General features: G+C 48.3%; 19 protein-coding genes and 4 tRNA genes. 1 reads left to right on the top strand and 22 read right to left on the bottom strand.

All coding sequences use genetic code 11. The annotated features are described in order from the left end of the window. Positions 1 to 570: 570 nt before the first annotated feature. The 22 genes from MKZ24_RS31510 to MKZ24_RS31615 form a co-directional block, all read right to left on the bottom strand. Positions 571 to 765: a hypothetical protein gene (locus tag MKZ24_RS31510; RefSeq protein ID WP_340789742.1), complete on the bottom strand. Its 195-nt coding sequence runs from the start codon at positions 763 to 765 to the stop codon at positions 571 to 573. Positions 766 to 959: 194 nt separating this feature from the next. Then, a complete protein-coding gene (locus MKZ24_RS31515; RefSeq protein ID WP_340789744.1) occupies positions 960 to 1721 on the bottom strand; it encodes a DUF5704 domain-containing protein in 762 nt (253 codons plus the stop codon). A 79-nt stretch (positions 1722 to 1800) separates the two neighbouring features. After that, on the bottom strand, positions 1801 to 2433 hold the full coding sequence (locus MKZ24_RS31520) for a hypothetical protein (protein ID WP_042233182.1): 633 nt from the start codon (positions 2431 to 2433) through the stop codon (positions 1801 to 1803). A gap of 10 nt (positions 2434 to 2443) precedes the next feature. Then, complete coding sequence (locus MKZ24_RS31525; protein ID WP_052416026.1) at positions 2444 to 3679, bottom strand: S-layer homology domain-containing protein; 1236 nt, start codon at positions 3677 to 3679, stop codon at positions 2444 to 2446. 40 nt (positions 3680 to 3719) lie between these two features. Beyond that, positions 3720 to 4457 carry a hypothetical protein gene (locus MKZ24_RS31530; RefSeq protein ID WP_042233180.1) on the bottom strand — a complete coding sequence of 246 codons (738 nt, stop codon included), beginning with the start codon at positions 4455 to 4457 and terminating at the stop codon, positions 3720 to 3722. 694 nt (positions 4458 to 5151) lie between these two features. After that, positions 5152 to 5964, bottom strand: coding sequence for a carbohydrate ABC transporter permease (locus MKZ24_RS31535; protein WP_340789748.1), 813 nt, complete (start codon positions 5962 to 5964; stop codon positions 5152 to 5154). After that, the gene (locus MKZ24_RS31540) at positions 5961 to 6098 is read right to left on the bottom strand and encodes a hypothetical protein (RefSeq protein ID WP_340789750.1); all 138 of its coding nucleotides are present in this window, start codon (positions 6096 to 6098) and stop codon (positions 5961 to 5963) included. The genes MKZ24_RS31535 and MKZ24_RS31540 overlap by 4 nt, the downstream gene beginning before the upstream one ends. 369 nt (positions 6099 to 6467) lie before the next feature. After that, positions 6468 to 6683 (bottom strand): hypothetical protein, encoded by a 216-nt coding sequence (locus MKZ24_RS31545; protein ID WP_340789752.1) that lies wholly within the window; start codon positions 6681 to 6683, stop codon positions 6468 to 6470. 222 nt (positions 6684 to 6905) lie between these two features. Beyond that, positions 6906 to 6988 (bottom strand) — tRNA-Leu (locus MKZ24_RS31550). Between the two features lie 117 nt (positions 6989 to 7105). Next, positions 7106 to 7180: transfer RNA gene (locus MKZ24_RS31555), tRNA-Glu, on the bottom strand. Between the two features lie 171 nt (positions 7181 to 7351). Beyond that, positions 7352 to 8488, bottom strand: coding sequence for an alanine dehydrogenase (gene ald, locus MKZ24_RS31560; RefSeq protein WP_340789754.1), 1137 nt, complete (start codon positions 8486 to 8488; stop codon positions 7352 to 7354). A 163-nt stretch (positions 8489 to 8651) separates the two neighbouring features. Further along, positions 8652 to 9848, bottom strand: a complete 1197-nt coding sequence (locus tag MKZ24_RS31565) for an ABC transporter substrate-binding protein (protein ID WP_340789756.1) — start codon at positions 9846 to 9848, stop codon at positions 8652 to 8654. Between the two features lie 75 nt (positions 9849 to 9923). After that, positions 9924 to 10625 (bottom strand): ABC transporter ATP-binding protein, encoded by a 702-nt coding sequence (locus MKZ24_RS31570; RefSeq protein ID WP_039296330.1) that lies wholly within the window; start codon positions 10623 to 10625, stop codon positions 9924 to 9926. A 4-nt stretch (positions 10626 to 10629) separates the two neighbouring features. Next, entirely contained in the window at positions 10630 to 11412 is a 783-nt protein-coding gene (locus MKZ24_RS31575) for an ABC transporter ATP-binding protein (protein WP_042233168.1), read from the bottom strand. After that, complete coding sequence (locus MKZ24_RS31580) at positions 11381 to 12349, bottom strand: branched-chain amino acid ABC transporter permease (protein ID WP_197073040.1); 969 nt, start codon at positions 12347 to 12349, stop codon at positions 11381 to 11383. The genes MKZ24_RS31575 and MKZ24_RS31580 overlap by 32 nt, the downstream gene beginning before the upstream one ends. Before the next feature lie 12 nt (positions 12350 to 12361). Beyond that, on the bottom strand, positions 12362 to 13267 hold the full coding sequence (locus tag MKZ24_RS31585) for a branched-chain amino acid ABC transporter permease (protein ID WP_039296535.1): 906 nt from the start codon (positions 13265 to 13267) through the stop codon (positions 12362 to 12364). A 473-nt stretch (positions 13268 to 13740) separates the two neighbouring features. Then, complete coding sequence (locus MKZ24_RS31590) at positions 13741 to 14823, bottom strand: Gfo/Idh/MocA family protein (RefSeq protein ID WP_340789761.1); 1083 nt, start codon at positions 14821 to 14823, stop codon at positions 13741 to 13743. Positions 14824 to 14840: 17 nt separating this feature from the next. Beyond that, positions 14841 to 15758 (bottom strand): helix-turn-helix domain-containing protein, encoded by a 918-nt coding sequence (locus tag MKZ24_RS31595; RefSeq protein ID WP_042233164.1) that lies wholly within the window; start codon positions 15756 to 15758, stop codon positions 14841 to 14843. A 42-nt stretch (positions 15759 to 15800) separates the two neighbouring features. After that, positions 15801 to 16805, bottom strand: a complete 1005-nt coding sequence (locus MKZ24_RS31600; protein ID WP_042233162.1) for a Gfo/Idh/MocA family protein — start codon at positions 16803 to 16805, stop codon at positions 15801 to 15803. 203 nt (positions 16806 to 17008) lie between these two features. After that, a tRNA-Ser gene (locus tag MKZ24_RS31605) sits at positions 17009 to 17097 on the bottom strand. Between the two features lie 6 nt (positions 17098 to 17103). Beyond that, a tRNA-Asn gene (locus MKZ24_RS31610) sits at positions 17104 to 17179 on the bottom strand. Positions 17180 to 17283: 104 nt separating this feature from the next. Beyond that, positions 17284 to 18036 (bottom strand): MBL fold metallo-hydrolase, encoded by a 753-nt coding sequence (locus tag MKZ24_RS31615; protein ID WP_340789763.1) that lies wholly within the window; start codon positions 18034 to 18036, stop codon positions 17284 to 17286. 133 nt (positions 18037 to 18169) lie between these two features. On the opposite strand from MKZ24_RS31615, the gene MKZ24_RS31620 reads away from it, so the two are divergent. Further along, entirely contained in the window at positions 18170 to 18598 is a 429-nt protein-coding gene (locus MKZ24_RS31620; protein ID WP_340789765.1) for an Lrp/AsnC family transcriptional regulator, read from the top strand. The last annotated feature ends 420 nt before the right edge of the window (positions 18599 to 19018 follow it).

Below are 19018 nucleotides of genomic sequence, written 5' to 3' on the forward strand. Positions count from 1 at the left end.
TGCAAAAAAACGGAAACCCTTATCGCTAAGGATTTCCGTTCTCCACTGGAGTTTTCGCGCTCAAAACCGTAAAAGATGAACAGGATCAGCATCGGATTGAACAAACGATTCAAGCAATCGAGTGTTTTGTCATGTGCCAGTGCATCATAATGGGACTACTGCAGTTAATGCCTTGCGCTTTTCCAGCCTGACGCCAGCGTTGTTTTTCCCAATTTGCGTACGCCGTCCCATGCCGTGGTTTCCAAGGCTACCGTCGCCGCTTATTTACAGGTGTAGAACTTTTGACTGTCCAGTATCATAAAGATCATCAATTATCTGTCTACCAGGGTTACCGTCCCCTAACCCCAACCTCTTGAAGCTCCTTCGCCTTCCCATCCATCTCCGTCTAGCCTTAGCGGTGCTTTCTACTTCCTTGAACTACACTTCACGTAGAACCCCGTTCACAAGCCTCTTTACACTCGCCAGCCCTTTACTGGCGGCGGTGAATAACGCATCTCCCGCTCCGGTAACCGTCGTGTTCACGCCTACCTAGATTAACCGCTCTCCCACGCTTTGCTTCCCATCATCCCGCTAATCGTTGATCTCGTCCATGGTTTCTTCTAGGTTTCCGCTGATTGCTCCGGCTACCATGGATTTAAGTAAGGTGGGCGAGAACTTACCTACCACTCCTGGCGTCTTCACTGCGCTCAGAAACTTCCAGGGCAGGCCGATGCTAATGAAGGTTCCGGCTACTTGTCCCGCTTTTTTTCCGTACGGATCGTCCATTGGGTTGACATAGCCTTCTGGTATACCTTTATAGTTGCGAGTTATTAAAACGACAAAAAACAGGCCAATCATGTGGTATCTGATTAAATCGACCTGTTCAATGTATCGGTATAGTGTTATTTAGGTGATAGGATTCAAGTATTTATGTGCGTTCAAACAAACAACGACATCTTAAAACGGTATTGACTTACTTTTCAAAAACAAACTATATATTCAAGTTCAACCGCCGGAGCATTATAGTTGTTAGGGTAAAGTGTGACCGACCCTCCCGGCAGGGCATAGTTCTCCATCAGTGCCCGGTCGATTTGATAGACGGATAACTGATCGATCTGCCAGTACGCATATTCTCTAGGCGTCAGTTCAAAGGTATAGGTTTTGTCAAAGGATGAATCTTTGGGAATTGGATCTTGGGGGATCGGATCTCCACCATCCTCTCCCGGAAGATCCGGCTGGGCTTCCTCCCATTTAGTAGGATAGGTAACATCCACACTGCAGGAATAGCGTATCTGCCCTGCCATATTGGCAAAGGTATGTTCAAACAAATAATTCTTTCCCCACGCATTAGCGTATAAATGATCTGAGGTAGGAATTCCGGTCGGTGCATCAAAGTGTATCCCATTCGATGCATCATCACCCAGAATTACCCCGCTCGCTGACGGGTCCATAAATGATGCTTGCGGAGCCGCGATCTTGTTCGGAGGTTGAATGGTGTAGGTGCATTCGCCTGAACCTGAGCCTTCTCCCCCGCCTACGGTTATGGTAGCAGTTCCATATAGGGAATATGGATATTTGTTCCACTTGGCTGTGATATGTGCAGTTCCTTCTGCATGGGCCACTACTTTCCCATACTGGTCTACAGTAGCTACTGCTGAATTATCTGAGCTCCAGGTCGTATTCGTTGTCGCCGATGTCACATCGTTCCAGTTGTTGGGGAATTCGGTCATGTCAGTAGCCATTGTCCGCACCTGAGCCTGCAGGTTTTTCGAATCATTAACTTGAAGAGTAGCATTTTGGAGTACACGCATTTGTTTTTTTTCAACTACATACATACCCTTCGTATTTTACATCCATTGGAATATAGTATTCTGCTGTATATTTATTCGCCCCATCCGCTCTAGTACCAAATTTTGTTTTTAGATTATAATTTAACGGATAGCCCGTATAGACCTTGATGTTAGCTGTCATTGTACCTGCCTGAAACTCCGGATTTCCGCCAGCCACAGCTGGCGTATAAGTGTCCCCAACTGCTTTCCATGCCATATCTGATATTTCCAGATTTTTGATTTCAGATATGGGGAATGCATTTTCTCTTTGGTCTTTCATGGATTCAGGGGCATAATCTCTCATATCCAAAATAAAATCGGTACGTTCTTTCTTCGGAACCGCAGAGTCTCCAGATCCATTCGTTAAAGTTGTTTTTGGCCCGCCTGTATAAGTTGCTGTCCATTCGGGACCATCTGATTGCACCCATACGACTTTGGGACGTGCCTCTTTCTCACCTCTTACTTTTACTTTCACAGTCTGCATGGGTGCCAGACCTTGCGGAGTTACATCAATGTCTAGGACCCCTTCCGGGTATCCCTGATTAAATCCTGTTGCATAAGACGGAACTGGAAATAGAGCAAGTATTAAAGCTAGAAGGAGTAAGCCAACGCCCCATTTTCTCATACCGCCTCACCTATTCCTCTTTCGGTTTATAATAGAGCCAGTATCCGTCATCCATCGTCAAACCCTTTTTACTTTGCCCAACTTCTATGAATTGCACCTGCCATAAAGTAACCCCTTTTCCGTCCATATAGTTTGCAAAGAATTGCTGAGGTTCATCATAGGGTAAAGTATTATATCCATATTTATTTTTAAGATTATCAGTCCTTGTTCTATTTCCTGTAAATAAACCACTATCATGATCACTGTAATAATCACCTATGGAGAATGGACTTTTCAACGGATAAATAGTAACTTCAACATACGCCCTATATACTCCAGGTTTATCTTGTTCAGCTATTATTTCACTTTCATCGAAAAACAAAGGTGCATAAATCCCTTTAGGATTTTTGGGATCCTGTGCATTCACAAAAATGAAATGATTTAATTTGACAATACAGCTTTTATTTTTGAATGTGAATGTTTTCTCAGCAGCATCATTAAAGGAAGATTTACCCGTCGTAAACGGACTGATGCTCTCCATATTCGTCCGCTTGGTTCCCACTTCCCGCAATTCGTTTAAACCTACAAAGCTGCTTGCCTCCTGCTGGCTAATCTCATTCAAACGCAGCAGGATAGCGGATGCTTCCGCTCGTGTCGCTTTTTGAGTTAATCCAAAGGATCCGTCCGGATAGCCGCTCATCAGCTTGGTCCCAAGCGAAACCGCAATATACGGAGCTTGGGACTGTGAGACTCCCGGTTTAAAATACTCTTTTACCGGAAGCACCGTTGTAACCGTGTCCTGCAAGGCCTCCTTATACTCTGGATCGGCTGCCGCAAGTCCGGATGCCATCCATTTGGCAATTTCCATCCGTGTAATGGGCGTGCTTGGCTTGAACCCATTCGGATAATCACTGACATTAATGTACCCCAGTCCAATTGCCCGGTTCACTTCAGTCTCACTCCAATGCCCTGCCAGATCCGGGAAATTTCCCGGTTGTGCTGTCTCAGGCTGTGCCTTCGACGCCCTTGCCAACAATGCCGCGAACTCTGCCCGGGTTACTGATCCATTCGGTTTGAATGTGCCGTCAGCATAACCTTTGAAGTAGCCATTTTTTACCGCCGTATCGATAGCTGCTTTGGCCCAATGTCCTTTAATGTCCGTAAATGTAGCAGACTGCTCTGCTGCTAGCACTGGACGACTCTGCACCAACAAACTTGTGCATATCATAGAAACAATCAATAGACTGTTAAGTATTATTTTTCTCATTATGTACCTCCACTATTGTATTGGGCTCATTCATGTTCCTTCACCTAACCGCACAATCCTCCACAAAATACCCTTTCCTCGCTGCCTCCTCCGGATCGAATAGGCTCTCAATGACATTCGCTCCGGCAGGCAAGCAGCTTTCACCGTAGGCCGTACGCCGGCCTGCTGCATTCCGGGTTCCGATCAGCACCTTGCGCCGCATGACCGCGCCGCTGCCGAGGGAATAAGCATCCAGCAGTTCCCCGCCGGGAAGCGGATAGCCTTGTATAAAGGCCATAATTCCCACATCCTGAATTGACTGCTCCTGAAGACCCCGCGGGAGTGTGAACTGGATGGACAAGCCCATCCGCTTCACCAGCTCCATGTGCCTATTAATGGCCGTGGCCAGATCCTGTTCGACCAGTGAAGTGATCGTGCTCTGGCGAATCTCGCGGAATAGCTCAAGTGAGTTAATAGGTGCGAGATTCGTCTCTGCAGCCAGTTCTGCATACTCTCCTTCATAGAATTCATTGGTCCCAGTGTCGTATACCCGGGCGTTATCATCTAAGGTGAAATAGAGCAGGTTATTATTCCGAAGCTTGTAGTAGTAGGGCCGCTCCGGCCAGCTGACAGGCTTAAGCTCCTTCTCTCCCCCGTTACCGGCTGTATCATCAAGCGTAACCAGCGTATATCCGCTATAACCGAACATCACAAGAGCCGGCATATGCATTTTCAGATTGTTCAATTCAGCCCTATTATTCTCCAGTCCGAATTTCATCGCCAGGTTACTGTAGAACACACTCAGCACATCCTGATCCAGCTTCAGCTGGCGCTCCCGGCCATAATGGACTGCCGTTATCGTACCTGATTGACCAGCATTTCTTGTACACTCATTTTTTTCATCACCACTGGATAGGAATTTTGGATTACCAAGCTCATTTAATTTAAAATTTTGAATAAAAAATATAAAATCTCATTAATTCGGGATTTATATTTAGCATTATCGGTAATCCTCGACAATAGTTTATATTTTCCATAACATTTATTGTTAATATAGTTCATTAATCCCTAATAAGTTATCATTCTCTTTATCACATTAAAATTAACAGAGGATAAAGATATAGTTCCATAGCCACACTGCTCATTTCCGCAAGCACCAGAATTATGCATAATGGCATATTTACATTCCCAACCCACTCTCTACCCTATTTCCCATCCGATGTACATTTTTCCTTTAAATGTATTTTGTTATCACTACATCTCCGTCATTTTTTTATTTAGCTATCAGCCACAGCCGGCTTCTCTGCATCAGGACTTCGATACTATGAATAATGACTGCGCCAAAACTATTCCATTGTCCTATTAAAATAAAATACCTGCGGGAATATACTTCTTCACCTCAATTTTTGTAGTACTCAAAAACAAATAAGCCGCCAAAATGGCGGCCTATTCTTCTGCTGAACTAGTTCAGGTATTCTGCTTGATTTTTGGCCTCACCCTTTAACCGCACCGCCGGTGAGTCCCCGGACCAATGTTTTGGAGCCGAAGAGGAAAAGGACGATCAGCGGAAGCGTGCCTAGGGTCAGCCCCAGGATACTTGCCGAATAATCCGTGCGGAAGACGGTAGACAGATTGGCAATTCCCAGCGGCAGCGTGTACAGTTCCGGCTTGTTTATCGTTACCAGAGGCAACAGATAACCGTTCCATGAGCCCAGGAAGGAGATGAGCCCCAGGGTGCTGATGGCCGGCATCAGGAACGGAACGACGATTCTGGTGAGAATCGCCGGCTCCGAGCAGCCGTCGATCCGCGCACTTTCGATTACCTCGGTCGGGACAGAGGAACGGATGAACTGGGTCATGAAGAATACGCCGAAGGCGTTGTTCAGTCCGGCCAGAATCAGCGGCGCATGGGTGTTGTTCAGATGGAACCACTTCATCTCCATGACATAAGCAATCAGGCCCAGGTGTCCGGGAATCATCATCGTCAGCAGAATGAAGCCGTACAGCGCATTTTTACCCTTGAATTCATATTTGGCAAAAGCAAACCCGGTAATCGAGGCCACCCCCACCGTCACGAGGGTGAACAATACGGCTACATAGAAGCTGTTCCAATAATTCCGCAGGAAGCTGGCGGACATGATAGTCTGCAGATTCTCCAGCAGATAGCCGCTGGGCAGAATTGGAAGCTGCTTGAACAGGTCCTCGGAATAATAGGTTCCCATCACAATCATCATATAGAACGGGAACAGGAAAGCGACAGCGATCAGACTAAGCAGCAATACGGTAAAAAATTTCTTTGCTCTCATTTGTCGTCACCATCCCTGTTGATCCATTTCATGCCAACTACCGAGAACAAGGCGATGAACAGGAAGGTGCCATAAGCGATTGCTGCCCCTTTGCCATACTTGAACGCACTGCCGTTGAAGGAAGCGTCGAACATATACCAGATTGGTGTGAAGGTCGAGCCGTAACTAGCATTTGGCCTGCAATCTGCCGCAAGATATAATGCTGGAGCAACAGACTGCTGGAAGATGACAGCTTCAGCAGCACTATGTAGCCTCCTTCATCCATCTCTAAAATGTGAATTCCCTCTATCTCCGTGGACTGTAGGCGGATTTCATCTTCGATGCTCTTCCACACGGAGGATACCGGCCAGCGTGTGTTCCGGCGGCTGCCATCCAGCAGCATGGCAGCCGTCAGCTCAAGATACAGCAGCGCAGGCTGCCTCTGCTGATATTCTGTAACCAGCCGGTGCATCCGGGACTCCTGATTCCCGCAGGGACTTGATATTTGCCCGCTAACATATCTTTCAGCAGAATTTGAAGTGCATGTCCGCGGCCTTCTTCCTCAGCTGTTCCAACAGGCGGTTGCGGCTGCAATTTCTCGAATAACCGCAGCGCATACGCCCGCTCGTTGCCTTCGCAACTACCTCAAAACCATGCTCTGCCCAAGGCACCATATCATATACATTCTCCAGTGCAAGCGGCTCATCATCCACAAGCATGACCGAAATTACAAAATTCATTGCAGATCCTCCCGTTCCTGTCGTTTTCGGATATATATGCAGGTATAACGGAACATGAAGGCGCCGTCAATGGAAATACCTCCCTAACTGTAGGGATGACAATAATTCACAACCAACAACAAAAAAGCAACTCATCCGGAGACAAGTCGCTATTCTAAACGCTCTATTTATATAACAAAAAAACCCTTGAATCATCAAGGGTTTCCCGTTCATTTCAAATTATGCGGTAGAGAGGACTCGAACCTCCACGGGTATACACCCACTACCCCCTCAAGATAGCGTGTCTGCCATTCCACCACTACCGCATATTGATGACTCGTATGGGATACTCTCCACTCTGTTACGAGATTGCGAAGTATTCCTAACCTAGCCGAGGCTTCAACGAACCCAAGGATTCTCATCCCATCATTCGAAGAAGATTATGGTGACTCGTATGGGATTCGAACCCATGTTACCTCCGTGAAAGGGAGGTGTCTTAACCCCTTGACCAACGAGCCAGATGATAAGTTTGTGTGTTTGTCACAACAAAAATGAGTATATCAAACCTTAATGAATTTGACAAGCTTTATTTTCTCAAGAAAATATCAGGGAGAATTGGGCGTGCAGCTTCCGCTTCTCCCTCTCCCAGCCCGCCTTCCCGCGAAGCCGAAAACAATATTCTCCCCTTCTTAAATACGTCCGCCAGCCGCAGCTAGGACGCGGATTCCATCCGAGCATTCATAGCCCAGACTCTGCGCTACTGCCAGATTCGTTACGTATCCAGCCACCACATTCAGGCCGCGCGCAAGCGCAGCATTGTTGACCGCAGCCACATGAATGCCATGATTGGCAATTTGCAGTGCATAAGGGATTGTCACATTGGTCAGCGCCAGTGTAGAGGTCCGGGCGACCGCCCCCGGCATATTGGCCACCGCATAGTGCACCACGCCATGCTTCACATAGGTCGGGTTCTCATGGGTTGTAATCCGGTCGATGGTCTCAATCGAGCCGCCCTGATCAATCGCCACGTCCACGATTACAGAACCCTCTGCCATCTGCTGTACCATATACTCTTTAACCAGCTTGGGAGCACGGGCACCGGGAATCAGTACAGCCCCGATCAGCAGATCGGCTCGGCGGACAGCCTGCTCAAGATGATAGGAATCCGACATCACTGTAACAAGCCTTCCGCCAAAAATATCATCCAGAACACGCAGCCTGCCCGCATTCAGATCGAGCACCGTCACGCGTGCTCCCATCCCCAGGGCAATCTTCGCCGCATTGGTGCCGACAATGCCACCGCCGACAATCACTACCTCTCCAGGCTGAACTCCCGGCACCCCGCCCAGCAGGATACCCTTACCGCCCTGCGGCTTCTCCAGCAGCCCGGCACCGATCTGCACAGCCATCCGTCCGGCAACCTCGCTCATCGGGATAAGCAGCGGCAGGGAGCCATCTTCAAGCTGGATGGTCTCATACCCTACCGCTGTTACCCCGCCTTCCACAAGCGCCTTGGTCAGAACCGCCTCCGGCGCCAGATGCAGGTATGTGAAGAGAATCAGCCCTTTGCGGAAATAAGCATATTCCTCCGGCAGAGGCTCCTTGACTTTAATGATCATCTCCGCCTTGCCCCAGACTTCCGCAGCGGTGTCCAGAACCACAGCACCTTTATCCAGGTATTCTTGGTCATCGAAGCCGCTGCCTGTGCCGGCAGAGGCTTCAATATACACTTCATGCCCCGCCTTCCGGAGTGCTTCTACCCCAGCCGGGGTTATGGCAACGCGGTTCTCATTATTCTTGATTTCTGCGGGTACCCCAACAATCATGCTGATTCCCCCTCCAAGTTGTGTAAGCATAGTGATATGCGAAAAGAAAGGCTCAGAATTGAGCCTTTCTTTTCAGAGCTAAGGTGACGCAGGAGGCCAAGCGGCCTCTTGCGGTGCTAAAGAACCCCAATTCCATTCACCTTAGTGTATGCGGAATAACTCCTTATGGATTAACCTTTGTTTCGAATGTTTGTTTACCGTCAACGAATTTCAGAACGACAGCGGCTTTAACCGGGTCATGTGTTTCGTTCAGGGTAATTTTTCCTGTAGCGAGCTGCAGATCTTTGGTTGCTGCCAAAGCTTCTGTAATTTTGGCCGGATCCGCTTCACCGGCACGGGTGATGGCATCAGCAACCAGTTTCAGTGCATCATAACCAAGGGCAGCCATACCATCTGGAACCGCGCCGCCGTTAGCTGCTTTGTAGGCTTCAACGAAGCTGGTTACTTCAGTAGCTGTATCTTCAGGCGAGTAGTGATTGGACATATAAGTGTTCTCCAAGGCTTCTGCACTAGCGATTTCAGCCAGCTGCGGGGAATCCCATCCGTCTCCGCCCAGGAAAGGAACAGTGATGCCCATTTCACGGGCCTGTTTCACGATTTTACCAACCTCTTCATAGTAGCCCGGCAGGTAAATCACATCGGGGTTAGCTGCTTTGATACGCGTCAGAACCGCTTTGAAGTCAGAGTCTTTCTGCTGATAGGACTCTTGGCTGAGCACTTCGCCGCCTTTAGCTTTGAAGGTTTCTTCGAAGAACTTCTGCAGACCTTTGGAGTAGTCACTCGAAGTATCTGTATAGATTACTGCTTTTTTGGCTTTCAGGGAGTCGATTGCAAAGTTAGCCATCACTTCACCTTGGAAAGGATCGATAAAGGCTGCGCGGAACACATATTCATTCACATTGCCACTGCGCTCATCTACAGTAACTTTAGGGTTGGTGGCACCTACTGCAACGAGTGGAATCTTCTTCTCGGTAGCAACCGGAACGATACCCAGCGTATTGGTAGAAGTGGAAGCCCCGATGATTGTAACAACCTTATCATTGGTAATCAGCTTCTGTGCCGCCTGTGTAGCTTCTTCAGATTTCGAAGCATTGTCAGCTACGACCAGCTCGAGCTGTTTGCCCAGGATCCCGCCTGCAGCATTGATCTCGTCAACAGCCAGCTTCGCGCCCTTTGATGCGGAGTCGCCGAAAGAAGCTTGACCGCCTGTGAGCTCAAGGTCAGCCCCGATTTTGATTGTGCCTCCGGCAGCATTTCCGCCGCTTGCAGAGTTACCGCTGTTCTCTGTGTTGTTGCCACAGCCCGATGCTAATACCGCAGTCAGTACTGTCGACAAAATAATGGCCCCAATTTTCTTCATTGTTTCTCCCAGCCTCCCGATTAATTAATTTTTATATGTTGTTTCTGTGATGCTGCTGTAGTTAGGCGTATCTGTTTAGTGACCAAGATAAGCCATTTTGATTTCATCGGAATCGGCCAATTCCTTGGCGTCCCCTTCAAGCACTACTCTGCCTGTCTCCAGAACATAGGCACGGTCAGCGATTTTGAGCGCCTGATGGGCATTCTGCTCAACCAGCAGTACAGTGGTTCCGGCGTCATTGACTTCTTTGATGATTTTGAAAATATCCTGGACCAGCAGCGGCGCCAGCCCCATGGACGGTTCATCCAGCAGCAGCAACTTGGGGTGTCCCATAATCGCCCGCCCCATGGCAAGCATCTGCTGTTCCCCGCCGGACAGCGTTCCGGCTTGTTGCTTCTTACGTTCCAGCAGACGCGGGAAAGTGTTGTAGACTCTCTGGAAGTCAGCTGCTAGGCTGCCGGAATCCTGCAGATAAGCACCCAGCTCCAGGTTCTCCTCAACAGACATGTTCGCGAAGACGCGGCGTCCTTCAGGACAATGAATTAGCCCTTCCTTAACAATCGCTTGAACACTTTGATTGGCAATCGATTTATCCAGGAATTCAATACTTCCTGTCTTGGGTTTAAGCAGCCCCGACAGCGTCTTGAGCAGCGTTGACTTGCCGGCGCCATTAGCACCGATCAGTGTAACGATCTCTCCCTGCTTCACGTTGATGCTGAGATCCTTCAAGGCATGAATAGCTCCGTAATAAACATTGATTCCTTGTACTGTAAGCATAGTTCTACGCCTCCTGTCCCAAATACGCTTCGATAACCTTCGGATTATTCCGGATTTCCACCGGAGTTCCGTCAGCGATAAGGATTCCGCGGTCCAGTACGTAAATCCGGTTGCAGACACCCATAACCAGTGACATATCATGCTCAATCAGCAGAATGGTAAGGTCAAATTCCTCACGGATCCAGGCAATCAGATTCATCAGATCACGCGTCTCATTCGGGTTCATTCCGGCTGCCGGCTCATCGAGCAGCAGTAGCTTGGGTCCGGCCGCAAGCGCCCGGGCAATCTCAAGGCGTCGCTGGTTACCATAGCTCAAGTTGCTGGCTACCTCTTGACTCTGATCGGCAAGATTGAATATTTTGAGAATATCCATCGCCTTCCGGGTAATTTCGTCCTCTCCTTTGAAATGCTTCGGCAAACGGAGCATAGACGAGAATAACGAGTGTTTGGCATGCTGATGAAAAGCAATTTTGACATTCTCCAGCACAGTCATAGCCGTAAATAAGCGGATGTTCTGGAACGTACGGGCGGCACCTTTATGGTTAATTTTATAAGGCTTCATCCCGCCAATGGATTCGTTATTCAGAAGAATGCTGCCTGATGAAGGGGGGTAAACCCCCGTCAGCAGATTGAACAATGTTGTTTTGCCGGCGCCGTTGGGTCCGATCAGACCAATCAGTTCACCTTTGTTAATATGAAGGGAAACCTCACTGACTGCCTTAAGTCCGCCAAAGGATCGGCTGGCCTCCTTAACATCAAGGAGCACTGCTGCCTTCGATTGCGTCATTTGCCTTAGCCTCCTTTTTGCCGAACTTGCCGAATGAGAATTTGGTTGTGCCCAGCAGGCCGCTTGGGCGGAAGATCATCATCAGGATGAGCACAATGGAGTAAATAATCATCCGCCATTCCGGGAATTCACGTAAGTAGGTGTAGAGCAGGGTAACGAACACCGCTCCGACGATGGAACCCGCCGTGCTGCCAAGTCCCCCGAGAACAACCATAACGATAATTTCAAACGACTTCAGGAAGTTGAAACTACCCGGTGTAATAACGTAGAACGTATGAGCTGACAGCCCGCCTGCAATCCCGGCAAACAAGGCACCGATGGTGAAAGCGATAATTTTGTAGCGTGTCGTATTAATACCCATAGCCTCTGCTGCAATTTCATTCTCACGGATAGCAATACACGCCCGGCCGTGTGTGGATCTAATGAAGTTATTAATCAGAACTACTGAAATCAGGGTGAAGAAGAATAACATCGTCCACGTTGTTTTGGCAGGAATACCGCTGAGCCCGGAAGCTCCGCCAACGAATTCTGTATTCAGCATGATAATCCGGATGATTTCACCGAATCCCAGTGTGGCAATGGCAAGATAGTCACCGTTAAGCCGGAGAGTAGGCATCCCGATCAATACGCCGAACACCGCCGCCAGGAGTCCGCCTGCAATAATGGCTGGAATGAATGGCACGTTGTAGTCAAGGGTAAGGATAGCCGAAGTGTACGCACCTACGGACATAAATCCAGCATGACCAATGGAGAACTGTCCGGTAATCCCGGTAATCAGGTTGAGGGATACCGCAAGCATGATGTTAACACCAATGAGAAGCAGCATAGATTGGTTTACATCACTCAGAACTCCCGTTGTTAGAAGAACTTTGACGACTCCATAGAACGCAAGGGCAACGATTATGCCCATCCAGAACTTTTTATTTATATTTTTCACGGCAGTTCCCTCCTACACTTTCTCCCGGACATTCTTGCCAAACAGTCCGGATGGTTTAAAGATAAGGATCAGAATCAGTACCGCGAATGCCACGCCGTCACGCCATGAGGAGAACCCAAGTGAAGAAATCTCTGTCTCTACCGTTCCCAGCAGCAATCCGCCTACAAGGGCACCAGGAATACTTCCGATTCCCCCGAGCACCGCAGCTACGAAAGCTTTGAGTCCAGGCATAACGCCCATCAAAGGATCTACTGAGTTATATGTCATTCCAAAAATGACTCCGGCAGCAGCAGCAAGCGCTGAACCGATTGCGAATGTAGCTGAAATGGTGCGGTCTACGTTGATCCCCATCAATCGCGCCGCTTCCACATCGAATGATACCGCCCGCATTGCTTTACCGGTTTTGGTATAACGGACGATATACTGCAGGACAAGCATTAGAATAATCGTTGTTAGCAGAATCATGATCTGATTAGATTCCACTTGGATGGAAGAACCGAACAGATGATATTGCTTCTTCTCCATAATATCCGGGAAGCCTTGAGCCTGAGGGCCAAGAATCAATACCCCGGTATATTCCAGCAGGAAGGATACACCAATCGCAGTGATCAGCGCGGCAATCCGGGTTGACTTGCGAAGCGGCTTGTAAGCCAGACGCTCTATTGTTATACCGAGCAATGCGCTGATGGTCATCGAAATGATCAGCGACAAGAGCAGGACAACGATGGGCGGCAATCCGGCATTCGCCAGATATTTGGCACTGTAGAGTCCGATGAACGAACCTACCATAAATACATCGCCGTGCGCAAAATTGATCAGTTTGATGATACCGTAAACCATAGTGTAACCAAGGGCGATCAGAGCATAGATACTGCCTACGGAAATCCCGTTAATTAGTTGCTGAATGAAGTACTCCATCGCCATCCCCTTTTCCCCATAATAATCATAATTCCCCTTTCTCTGCCTTGCCTCTCTTTTATTTCTTTATGATGTCATTTATATTAACACAAGGGTTGGGTGTCGTCACTAATTTTTATGTGAATTAATATAAAATTCAAGATTTGATGTTATGTTAAATTACATGGTATGTGTAGTATTCGGTAGGTTTTTGTTAGTTTTCGAAAAATTCGTAGAAAACGGGAGTAAAACAGAGGATTTTAAAGCAGGATAGTTTTAGGATTTGTTTCCTTTTCTTATACAATACTTTATTTTCACGCAATTAATATAACATTTGTCTCTTTACAGCATCACTCCTTCATTTTATTAAAGGGGTAACGGGTTGAACCGACAGACTTTTTGTCGTTATTTGTCTGAAAAGCAAATAAGCTGGCCCCTCTTACATCGGGAGGTCCAGCTTATTTGCCTGATACACTCTGCAGACCGATTAACGTTTAGTCCAAATAAACCGCCTTACCCGTCTGTGCCGATTCATAGATAGCTTCCAGAATCCGGGAGACTACATAAGCCTGTTCAGGAGTAACGACCGGATCTTTATCCTCTTCAATAGCTTCAATCCACTTTCTCAATTCCACATCCGTAGCCTTCTCTGCTTTGCCTTCATAGAACGCTACCCCTCCGGCACCAAGCTCAACTTCCTTCGTGTATAGCTTACTATGATTCTCCCCGTTAATTCTGAGACCATTCTTCATATCCGCACCCGCTTCGGTTCCGCTTAAGCTGCACTTAGCCTCATCCACATCAAGCGAATTCAGTGCCCAGCTTGCTTCCAGCGTAATCGTTGCACCATTCTCCATCACAATCATTCCGAACGCGGAGTCCTCTACGGTGAATTTCTCCGGGTCCCATGGGCCCCAGGCGTTAGCCGCATCTTTTTTCTGTGCGAGCTCGTGGTACTTGGTACCCAGCACAACCTTCGGTTTGTAGTTATCCATCATCCAGAGCGTCAGATCAAGCGCGTGGGTCCCGATATCAATAAGCGGGCCTCCACCCTGCTTCTCCTCATCCAGGAAAACACCCCAGGTCGGAACGGCTCTCCGTCTGATGGCATGTGCTTTCGCATAATAGATATGGCCAAGCTCCCCTGATTCGCAAACCTTTTTCAAATACAAGCTGTCTTGTCTGAACCGGTTGTCATAACCGATCGTCAGCTTCTTGCCTGTACGTTTCGCCGCCTCGGCCATACGCTTGGCATCTGCCGCTGTTTTGGCCATTGGCTTCTCACACATCACATGCTTTCCTGCCTCTAATGCCGCAATAGATATTTCCGCATGCGCATCATTCGGAGTAAGCACATGGACAATATCAATAGAAGCATCCTTCAATAATTCCTGATAATCCGTATAGACAACAGCCTCCGCGTTTCCATATTGTTCTGCAGCCGACTCCGCCCGTTCCTTAATAATGTCGCAAAAGGCAACCACTTGGACCTTATCCTGTCTGCTCAAGCTCGGAAGATGCTTCCCGTTCGCAATACCTCCACATCCGATAACTCCAACACGATACACTTTACTCATATCCTCTCATCCTCACTTTAATTTAGTTTTTTGGACTTGCGGTAGGCCGCCGGGGTCATTCCGAGCCGCTTGCGGAAAACCGAATGCAGGTAAGTCGCATTCGTAAATCCTTCAGACTCAGCGATGTATTCGATCGGCAGAGCGCTGGTCTCAAGTTTGCTGCATACGGCCTGCAGCCTTATCTCTTCAAGAACCCGGCTGAATGTTCTATCCGGATCGATCTGCTTAAATATTCGCTGCAGCTGCCTGGAGCTGATATTGAGCTTCTCCGCAACATTCTCCAGGGTTACGGTTGCTGAAGAATTCGCTTCCATATACTGAATGGCATATTGATAGCGGGAGGTCAACATATCCCGGACCGGTGCGGAGGTTCCCATCCCGCCTGCATCGTAAGCTCTGGTTACCTTCAGTAAAATACTGATCACGAGATGTTTAATAGAAGTGTAATATCCCGTAAGCTTGCCGTCACAGGCCTCATAAGCTTCGAGAAAGCATTTCATAGCTCTGTGATAATCTTGTGCAGGAACAGTGGGAAGCCTCCTCAGCTTCTCCACGCATTCCTCGGCTTCCGCAACCTCCCATGGATCCGCATCTTCTCTGGGCTTTGCTGCAATATTGACATGCAGACACAGCTCCTCCATCGATACTTCCGAATCCGCTTCCTGACGATGCATGACTCCCGGTCCGGTTAAATAGAGCATTCCCTCCGATAAAGGATACCGCTGATCGCCAAGAATAACCGTCCCCTTGCCCCGCGGAATGAAATGAAATTCAAATTCAGCATGGTTATGGAAATCAATGACCTTTCCCGGGGGAAAAGAGGTCAAATGAAACCGGAGAACTGAAATTTCATAATGTCCCCACAGGATTGAAATATCCAGCCTTTCAAGCATATCCTGCTTCTCAAACATAATCCCGAAGGGAAAATGGCTCATGGTAATCCTCCTGCTTGAGCTAAGCTCTTCATGGATGAGTAATCAGGCGTTCAATTCGGCTAACCGGATAACACGGCCTGCACTCGCGGAGAGATTCGCCGCCTCCATTAACCTTGTAAGCTCAGTTGCGATTTCAATATTCTCGGTAGCAAGCGTGTTGTTCTGAATGTGGCTGACCCATTGTTGAAATGCAGTTTCCCGGTGGTCTTGCAGAGGCATATCTATCCAGGAATCCCCTTTGTCTGGCGCTTTAGTACTTCTAACGAGCAGCTTCTCTTCAGGCGTTCCGTATAAAAGGGTTCCTTCCGTTCCATGCACTTCGATCGTAAACGGTGAGTAGCTATTCACGAATCCGGCTTCCACCACACCAATAGCTCCTGAATCGGTATAGAGCGTCGCCACCGCGTTGTCTTCAACTTCCTTGCCTGTTACATATCCAAAGTTCGCACTTACACCGGTCACTTCTTGACCTAGAAAGAGCCTGGTCAGGTACATGGGATGACAGCCAAGATCAATTAAGGCACCGCCCTGGCATTGCTCCAGACTAAAGAAATGTTCGGGAAGCCAGTTTGCAGTTGCGCCATTATGAGATAAGCGGACTCTGACATACGTTATTTCTCCAAGCAGTCCCTGGTTTAGAATTTCTTGAACCGATAAAGTATAACCATCGTTTAGACGCGGGAGGGAGACCGTTAGCTTCACTCCATGATCCGAGACTTCTGACAGGATTTCATTGACCTCACTCAACGTTGCAGCCACAACCTTTTCGGTGAAGATGTGCTTACCGGCTTTGGCGGCCGCAATGATGATATCCCGGTGCTGACAGGTTGGCGCGTCCACAATAACGGCATCTATATCCTTCCGGGCAAGCAGGTCATCCAAAGAATCATAAAACGGAACATTCAAGCTGTCCGCAGCCGTCTTGCCGCGCTCCGCATCCTCATCCCACACCGCAGCGATTGCAGTATCACTATGTTCCTGAGCCTGCTTCGTATAATCCCAGGCATGCACATGCCAAAAGCTGATTTTGCCAATCCTAATGCTCATTCGCCTGCACCTCCATATATAGTATTCTGACATTAACTATAAGGTATCACATAACATGCAGGTTTTTTAGTAGATAAATGCGACAATAACTATATGTAATTACGACACGAGAAGAAACCCGCATACTTCAAGGCTTCACATCGCCCTGACTGGATGAACGCAAAAAAAGGAGCTCAAAATGAGCTCCTTCTGTATTAATCATACGGAGAGAGAGGGATTCGAACCCTCGCACCGCTTACGCAGTCTAACCCCTTAGCAGAGGGTCCCCTTATAGCCACTTGGGTATCTCTCCAAGTAATGGCTCCCCGAACAGGACTCGAACCTGTGACAACTCGATTAACAGTCGAGTGCTCTACCAACTGAGCTATCAGGGAACATTAACATGAACAAGGATTAATTTATCATGATTCTTTAGGTTAGTCAAGCTTAGCAAAAGAGATTGTAAGAACGTTTTCAAACTATACAAATTTCCTTGGGACTACACCCATTCTCCATCCAATGGTACAGCGACACGGTTAAGCAGTTCCTCTTGTTCAAGGCGGAACTTCAGCTGTTTACGGGTAACGTGGCAGTGGTTAATGGCGTCCATGTGAACGGCAATCACGGATGCTTCCGGGGCTGCATGGCATACATCCACAATATCCTGTTCGTTCATAGTGATATGTCCTCCGCTTACGAAGCTTGCCCCTCCGGCGTTCACGACGATAACTTCCGGGTGATAATCATCAAGTACCTGCCGGACTTCGCCGCACCAGATTGTGTCTCCCGCCAGATACAGATCGGGTTCTCCATCCGCCTGGAATATGAAACCGGAGACTTTGCCCATTCTCTCCCCGGTCTCTCCCGTTCCATGGCGGCCACCAGTACGTGTCAGGGTTACTCCACGCACAGAAGCTGCCGTACTGTCTTTAATCTCTGTAACTTGGTCGAAGCCCTGTGATGTAATTTTCTCCCCATCTCCCTCCTGGCATAGTACCGGAAGCTCATGCGACAAAAGCTCTGCCGCCGCTGCATCCCAGTGATCCTGGTGGAGGTGGGTCACTAGCACAGCATCCGGCTCCAGCCACTGCTGTACAGGTTCAGGTAAAGGAATCAGCGGATTCCGCTGCTCATTCGAGGTATTAATAATTGGCGGATTGGCTCCCTGTGCACTCAGCATCGGGTCAACCAGAAAGGTTACTCCGCCGTATTCCAGCCATAATGAGGCGTGGCGGATCAGTTGGATTTTCATAATAAACACCTCTTCCTTATACTTGTGCTTGTGTTCTGCTACAATCAATTATAAATCGGCCGCAGATTAGAATACATTGTGCCGCGAAAGAGTTTAGCCTGTTCTACTTTCACCCGGAAAGGAAATTACACTTATGATGCCCTACCTCATTGACGATACAGATTACCGCATCTTACAGCTTCTCATAGAAGACTCTACATTAAGCCACAAAGATATCGGAGCTGAAGTTCACCTGACCGGCCAAGCCGTAGGCGCGCGTATCCGCAGAATGCGGGAGCTGGAGATTATTCAGGGCTACACCATCCGCTGGAACCCGCTCCGGATCGGGCAGAATATCCATGCCTTTATTACAGTGTTTCTCAGCACCAACGCCGCTCATCTGCCCTTCCAGAACTTTGCGAAGAACCATAAGAGTGTTGCGGAGCTGTACCGCATCAGCGGGGAAGGCTGTTACTGGATGCGCGTACGCACTGTGAATCAGGAAGCGCTGACTGCATTTCTCGACGAGCTGCTGAGGTACGGCAATTACCGGGTCAACCTGGACATGGGCCAGATCAAGTAGTTCTGTTGCTGGCTGAGGGCAAGTATAGGGCAGGCAGAGGGCAGCCGAAGGCAAACAGAGCGAAGCTTTTGTAAGGATTGCCTTCCTTGCGGATAGGGGGCGAGGTTAAAGTCATAGTTAGAAACAAGTTATCCGGGCAGCGATTTAATTGGTTCTCTAGGAGCTGCACCCGCCGATGTGCTCACGATAGAACTACGTATGGAATCATCCATAAGACCGGCAGCGGAAGTAGCTATGGAACCAGCAGTGGACCCCTACGAAAGCTTCAGCGATAATTTCGATGAAAATATTATTTGCTGCTGCAGATGAAAATTATAAACACTCTCCATCCCTGTATGTCCCGCTCAGCCGACTTTGAGTGAAATTATAGCTACTCTTCCTATATGAGCGGGAGTACTGGAGAATTGTTACCTTCAGATC

It is taken from the genome of Paenibacillus sp. FSL R7-0297 (genome assembly GCF_038009025.1).
In the GTDB taxonomy this organism is placed as follows: Bacteria; Bacillota; Bacilli; order Paenibacillales; family Paenibacillaceae; genus Paenibacillus_AQ.